General features: G+C 46.7%; 5 protein-coding genes and 1 pseudogene. 2 read left to right on the top strand and 4 right to left on the bottom strand.

Annotation, left to right across the window (positions count from 1 at the left end; all coding sequences use genetic code 11):
* Nucleotides 1-880: pseudogene (locus tag P9687_RS16840) on the bottom strand (DNA translocase FtsK); the annotation flags it as partial.
* Between the two features lie 174 nt (nucleotides 881-1,054).
* Here P9687_RS16840 and P9687_RS16835 point away from each other — a divergent pair.
* The gene (locus P9687_RS16835) at nucleotides 1,055-1,693 is read left to right on the top strand and encodes a YhcN/YlaJ family sporulation lipoprotein (protein WP_014097690.1); all 639 of its coding nucleotides are present in this window, start codon (nucleotides 1,055-1,057) and stop codon (nucleotides 1,691-1,693) included.
* Between the two features lie 54 nt (nucleotides 1,694-1,747).
* On the opposite strand, the gene ytpR is transcribed toward P9687_RS16835, so the two are convergent.
* From ytpR to P9687_RS16820, 3 genes are all read right to left on the bottom strand, one after another.
* Entirely contained in the window at nucleotides 1,748-2,353 is a 606-nt protein-coding gene (ytpR, locus tag P9687_RS16830) for a YtpR family tRNA-binding protein (protein WP_061577133.1), read from the bottom strand.
* Nucleotides 2,354-2,371: 18 nt separating this feature from the next.
* Nucleotides 2,372-3,166, bottom strand: a complete 795-nt coding sequence (locus P9687_RS16825; protein WP_061577134.1) for a DUF1444 domain-containing protein — start codon at nucleotides 3,164-3,166, stop codon at nucleotides 2,372-2,374.
* Nucleotides 3,167-3,314: 148 nt separating this feature from the next.
* On the bottom strand, nucleotides 3,315-3,629 hold the full coding sequence (locus P9687_RS16820; protein WP_026104493.1) for a thioredoxin family protein: 315 nt from the start codon (nucleotides 3,627-3,629) through the stop codon (nucleotides 3,315-3,317).
* Nucleotides 3,630-3,772: 143 nt separating this feature from the next.
* Between P9687_RS16820 and P9687_RS16815 the strand changes: the two genes are divergently transcribed.
* Entirely contained in the window at nucleotides 3,773-4,741 is a 969-nt protein-coding gene (locus tag P9687_RS16815) for a SpoIIE family protein phosphatase (protein WP_061577135.1), read from the top strand.

Raw genomic sequence — 4,741 nt, 5'->3', positions numbered from 1 at the left:
CGTTTTGCTGGTCTGGTTCGTTTACCTGGATGGCTTCGGCTTTTTCCGAAGTATATGACGAAGAGGTTTCCGGTTCATTTGCAAGGCCCGCCGTACTTGCTTCCAGAGAAATGGCCGCCGCATCCTCTTTTGGCAGTTCACTTACCGGGCCAGATTCCGGCATTTCCGCTTTCGGCTGTTCCGATTCATCAGACGGAATTGTGCCGGTTTTCTCAAGCTTGTATGTCGCTTCGGCTTCATCTGCCGCACCTGGTGAATCTTCGCCGCGCCCTGTTTCCGTTTGGACAGGTTCGCCCTTTTCCGCCTGATCCGCTGTTGCGCGCCCGGCTTGATCTGCCGGTAAATCCATTTTTTTCTCTTCGAACAATTGATCCGCCATGCCGTGTTCAGGTGTTGTCAGGTTCCGTTCGCCGTCCGTGCCCGGATTTTCTGCAAAATCAAGCAATTGCTGCAGTTTCGCCATATCCAAGAGACGGATATCCTTTTTGTAATGATCTTCCAGCTCGTATTCCAACACTGTTGTTTCTTCCTGCGCAGAATCATTTGTCGGCCGTTTAAATCCAAAGACCGGGGACGGGATATCCGTCGGCCGGAAAGGATGGCCTTTTTGCACTTTTTCGCTCCGTTCAGACTGTGGCTCGGGACGATGTTTTTTTGCCCGTGGCCGCTGCTTTTCCGGTTTTTCAGCCGTCTTCCGGCGCGCCCCTTCCTGATCCGGAATTACAGGAAAACGAAACTGTTTTTTCGGATAATGATAAGCCACACGGGTATCTATTTTGTCCGGGCGTGCCTGGTAAAGCCCGGGTTGTTCCGGGGCCTCTTCGTGCACGTTTTCATCCTTAAAATATTTTGCCATTTTTTTAATCCAGCTCAAATTCATCACTCTTTCCTTTGCTCATGCGTCCGAAGAGCCTTTCAAAAATTCTTCTCACCTTCCATTATACAAAGGAAACACATGTTTTTCGAGGGATTTTTTAACACAGGCATGCCGGCATAAAAAAATCGGGGTTAGACACATTATGAGTGATACTATTTTTTTGAAGGAGGGAATGGATTGAAGATCGCAAAAGCATTGCTCGGCATCGGGCTTGCATCCGGGCTGTTGATGGGATGCGGAAACAATAACGGTGCTGGCGACAATAATGGCAACCGCAACAATGCACGGCCTGTACGCTATAACGACACAGCCGACAATAATGATGTGCGTTACAATAATGTCCGTTACAATACAGGAAGAACAAACGGCAATAATGGCGCTGATTTGACAAATAATACACGGGGTACACAAGGGATCAACAACGCCAATTTGACGAACAATAACGGCAACGGCAACAACAACAATAATAACAACAATAACGTCCGGGTGGCCAACCGTATTGCGCGCAGCATTGAGAATTTAAAAGAGGTAGCACAAGCGCGTGTCATCGCCACGAATGACAATGCTTATGTGGCTGTCTTACTGGAAAGGAACCAAAACAACGACAAACTTGACAAAAAACTGAAAAACAAAATTTCGAAAGTTGTCAAGCAAACCGATCCATCGATCAATGATGTGTACATTTCCGAAAATCCGGATTTCTTTGACCAGATGAGTGATTACGTCAATGACATCCGAAACGGCCGCCCGATTTCAGGATTTTTTAACCAGTTTAACGATATCATTCAGCGTGTCTTTCCGAACGGATCAAGATAAGCGAAAAAGGGCCGCATCCCGCGTGATGCAGCCCTTTTTTTGGCATCCGGCTTTTTATTCCGGCAGCGGAAATTCGCTTCCGACTTCGTATTGCCCGTCCAGCACAAGGATGCCTTTTTTCTGCGGTGCATTCGGGAGCCCGAGTTCACGCGCCGAGCAGATCATGCCGCTTGAAGCCACGCCGCGCAGCACGGCATTTTTGATGATCATCCCGTTCGGCATAACAGCGCCTGTTTTTGCAACCACAACTTTTTGCCCGGCTTCCACATTCGGCGCGCCGCAGACAATTTGCAATGTCTCAGCACCGGTGTCAACCTGGCAGATGCTTAAATGATCAGAATCCGGGTGCTTTTCCTTTTCTTTTACATACCCGACAACGAATTTCGGGGACAAGTCGGCGTCCAGTTTTTCATCGAACCCGTTTTCGGCGAGTATTCCGTTCAGCTTGTCGAGCAAAGCTTCCGTCAGTTTCACGGAGCCGCTTCCTTCAAACGCGCCGTACCGGGATGCTTCAAAAATATTGAACCCGGCTGTTTCTTTTGTCTTTTCATCATAAATGCGGGCAACCGTGCCTCTCTTTTCATAAGCGGCATGCTCCGCGTCTTTGATCATAACAATCAATGTATCGCCGATGCCTTCGCGGTTGTAAAAAACATTCATAAACGAAACGTACTCCTTTCAAGACTTCCGGTTTTTGCCCAAAATAAAGACCGGCTCCAATTCGCCGTCCTGATATAAAAATGAGAGGGCAGTAATCGGCACATGGCCGTTTGCAAAAAAATTCATCGCCATTTGCGCGATTATATCATAACCTGTTTCATTGCGGATGTCACCTATAATTAAAACATCCTGATGGGGAACGGCGAGGACCATCTCCCCTTCCGTTTTTACAGACATTTCCTGCAAAAACTTTTCATTTAAAATCCGGCTCGCATCATAGCCGTCATTCGTATTTAAAAAATAAAAATCATTCCCGGCGACAGTGTCTTTTTTCATTTTTGTGGAAAGCGACCGTAAATTAAACCGCGCCGTTTCCCGAATTTGTTCCGGGCTCCACTCTTCCCGCTCCAGCATTTGAAGATCGATCAACCGGTACGTATTCCCCAGATCAAGCGCGTAATAAATGCGCGTCTCGGCCGTGTGCGCATCCGTTAAAAACGGGATGCCTCCTGGAGCTTCTTCTGGAAAAGAAGTGGACCGGATCACAGGAAAAATACTTTTTTCCCGGCCATTAAGCGAATGGTTTTTCCCCATTACACCGAGCGCTGCTTCCGCATAATAGACAACTTCTTTAATCGCCTCTTCTTTTTGGGTAGCCCATTTGGCGGCAATCTCCGGCAGGGAAATATTGAGTCCCTGGTGTGTGTCTTCATTTTCGACCCGAAGTACATCTTTTTCACGGTCATAGGAAAAAATCCGTCCTTTTTTCTCCAGCCTTTTTTCCAGCTCCCGTCTTAATTGTTTCGTATCCATTTTCCGGTTGGCACCTCCTTTATCCCCCAGCTTAGGAAAAATCCCCCGTCCGCAAAGAGGGGGAATTCGGCCTGCTTTTTGTCTTTCCTGAAAATATGCGTATGCATTCGGATGGTGCCGCGTTCAATGCGGCTTGATCATCTATGATTCAGGCAAGGCTTTCGATAAATTTTTCGACTTCTTCTTTTGTTTTCCGGTCTTTGCTGACGAAACGGCCGATTTCCTTGCCGTCCCGGAATGCGACAAAACTCGGGATCCCGTATACATCAAGATCCGCACATAAATCCAAAAATTTATCGCGGTCAACATGGACAAAAGTATAATCGCTGTATTCTTTTTCAATTTCCGGCATAAACGGGTCTAAGAAGCGGCAGTCCGGGCACCAGTCCGCTGAGAACAAAAAAATATGTGCCCCGTTTTCTTTCAAGTTTTTAAAATCTTCCATTGATTGCAATTCCTGCATGGTAAAACCCTCCAGTTTCTGTGTCTTCTTTTTATTATACCGTAACGGCAGAGCTGTTTCATTTTTCATCACCCGGCTTTCCCGGTATAATGAAAATTGAGCAGTTTGCGGGAAATGGACTTTTTACATAAGGGGTAGACTTCATGACCATTTTAATTGTAGATGACCATAAAGTAAATTTATTTGTCATAGAAAAAACTTTAAAAAATGCCGGATATAATCAGTATGTATCTTTCACTTCGGCGAAAGCATTATTCGCTTATTTGCATCTAAATGAGGAACACGCGCCAAAACCGCCTGCCGACTGCATTTTGATGGATATTATGATGCCCGAAATCGATGATATTAAAGCGTGCCGGATGCTGCAGCAGTCACAGCGTTTTCGTGATATTCCCGTCATTTTCCTGACCGCGCTTGATGATGCCCGGAAGCTGGCGGAAGCACTGAACGCCGGGGGAATCGATTATATTACTAAGCCGATCAACAAAGTCGAGCTGATCGCCCGCCTTAAAGTAGCACTGCGCCTGAAAGAAGAGAAAGACTGGCATGCGGAACAGGAAAGGCATTTAAAAGACGAGCTCGATCTTGCAATGCAGGTTCAGCGCACACTTTTGAGCGAACCGATAAAAGAAAACTGTCTTTCCATTACATCTTCGTACAAACCGGCTCATCAACTGGCCGGTGATCTTTATTACTGGTATAAAATGGATGATCACCGTTACAGCCTCATGTTGCTCGATGTGATGGGGCACGGCATTTCGGCATCGTTCGTTTGCATGTTTATTTCTTCCAAATTAAGGGATTTAATGCAAAGCAAGGCAGACCCTGAAACGGTGATGCAGAAATTAAACGAACTGATGCTTTACCTGAATAAAAATGGCGGGTTGCAGCATTATTTTACAGCCATCTACCTTGTGCTCGACTGTGCCAGCAAAACGATCGAATATGTGAATGCCGGCCACCCGCCCGCTTTTGCCCTCGTGGATGAAAAGGAAGTCGTGTCGCTTTCGGAAGGCGGATGTGCTGTCGGCTTCTTCCCGCAATTGAAAGTGGAAAAGCAGGTGCTCCGTTACCATGAGAGCCTGCAGCTCCTTTTATTTAGGGCTTGCTGA

The sequence above is a fragment of the Weizmannia sp. CD-2023 genome (genome assembly GCF_036225245.1).
In the GTDB taxonomy this organism is placed as follows: Bacteria; Bacillota; Bacilli; order Bacillales; family Bacillaceae_C; genus Weizmannia; species Weizmannia faecalis.
This window is presented reverse-complemented; position numbering and strand designations above follow the sequence as displayed.

Coding starts and splice junctions, on each gene's coding strand:
- ytpR (WP_061577133.1), bottom strand. CDS start 2,353: ATGAATGTTTTTTACAACCGCGAAGGCATCGGCGATACATTGATTGTT.
- P9687_RS16825 (WP_061577134.1), bottom strand. CDS start 3,166: ATGGATACGAAACAATTAAGACGGGAGCTGGAAAAAAGGCTGGAGAAA.
- P9687_RS16820 (WP_026104493.1), bottom strand. CDS start 3,629: ATGCAGGAATTGCAATCAATGGAAGATTTTAAAAACTTGAAAGAAAAC.
- P9687_RS16815 (WP_061577135.1), top strand. CDS start 3,773: ATGACCATTTTAATTGTAGATGACCATAAAGTAAATTTATTTGTCATA.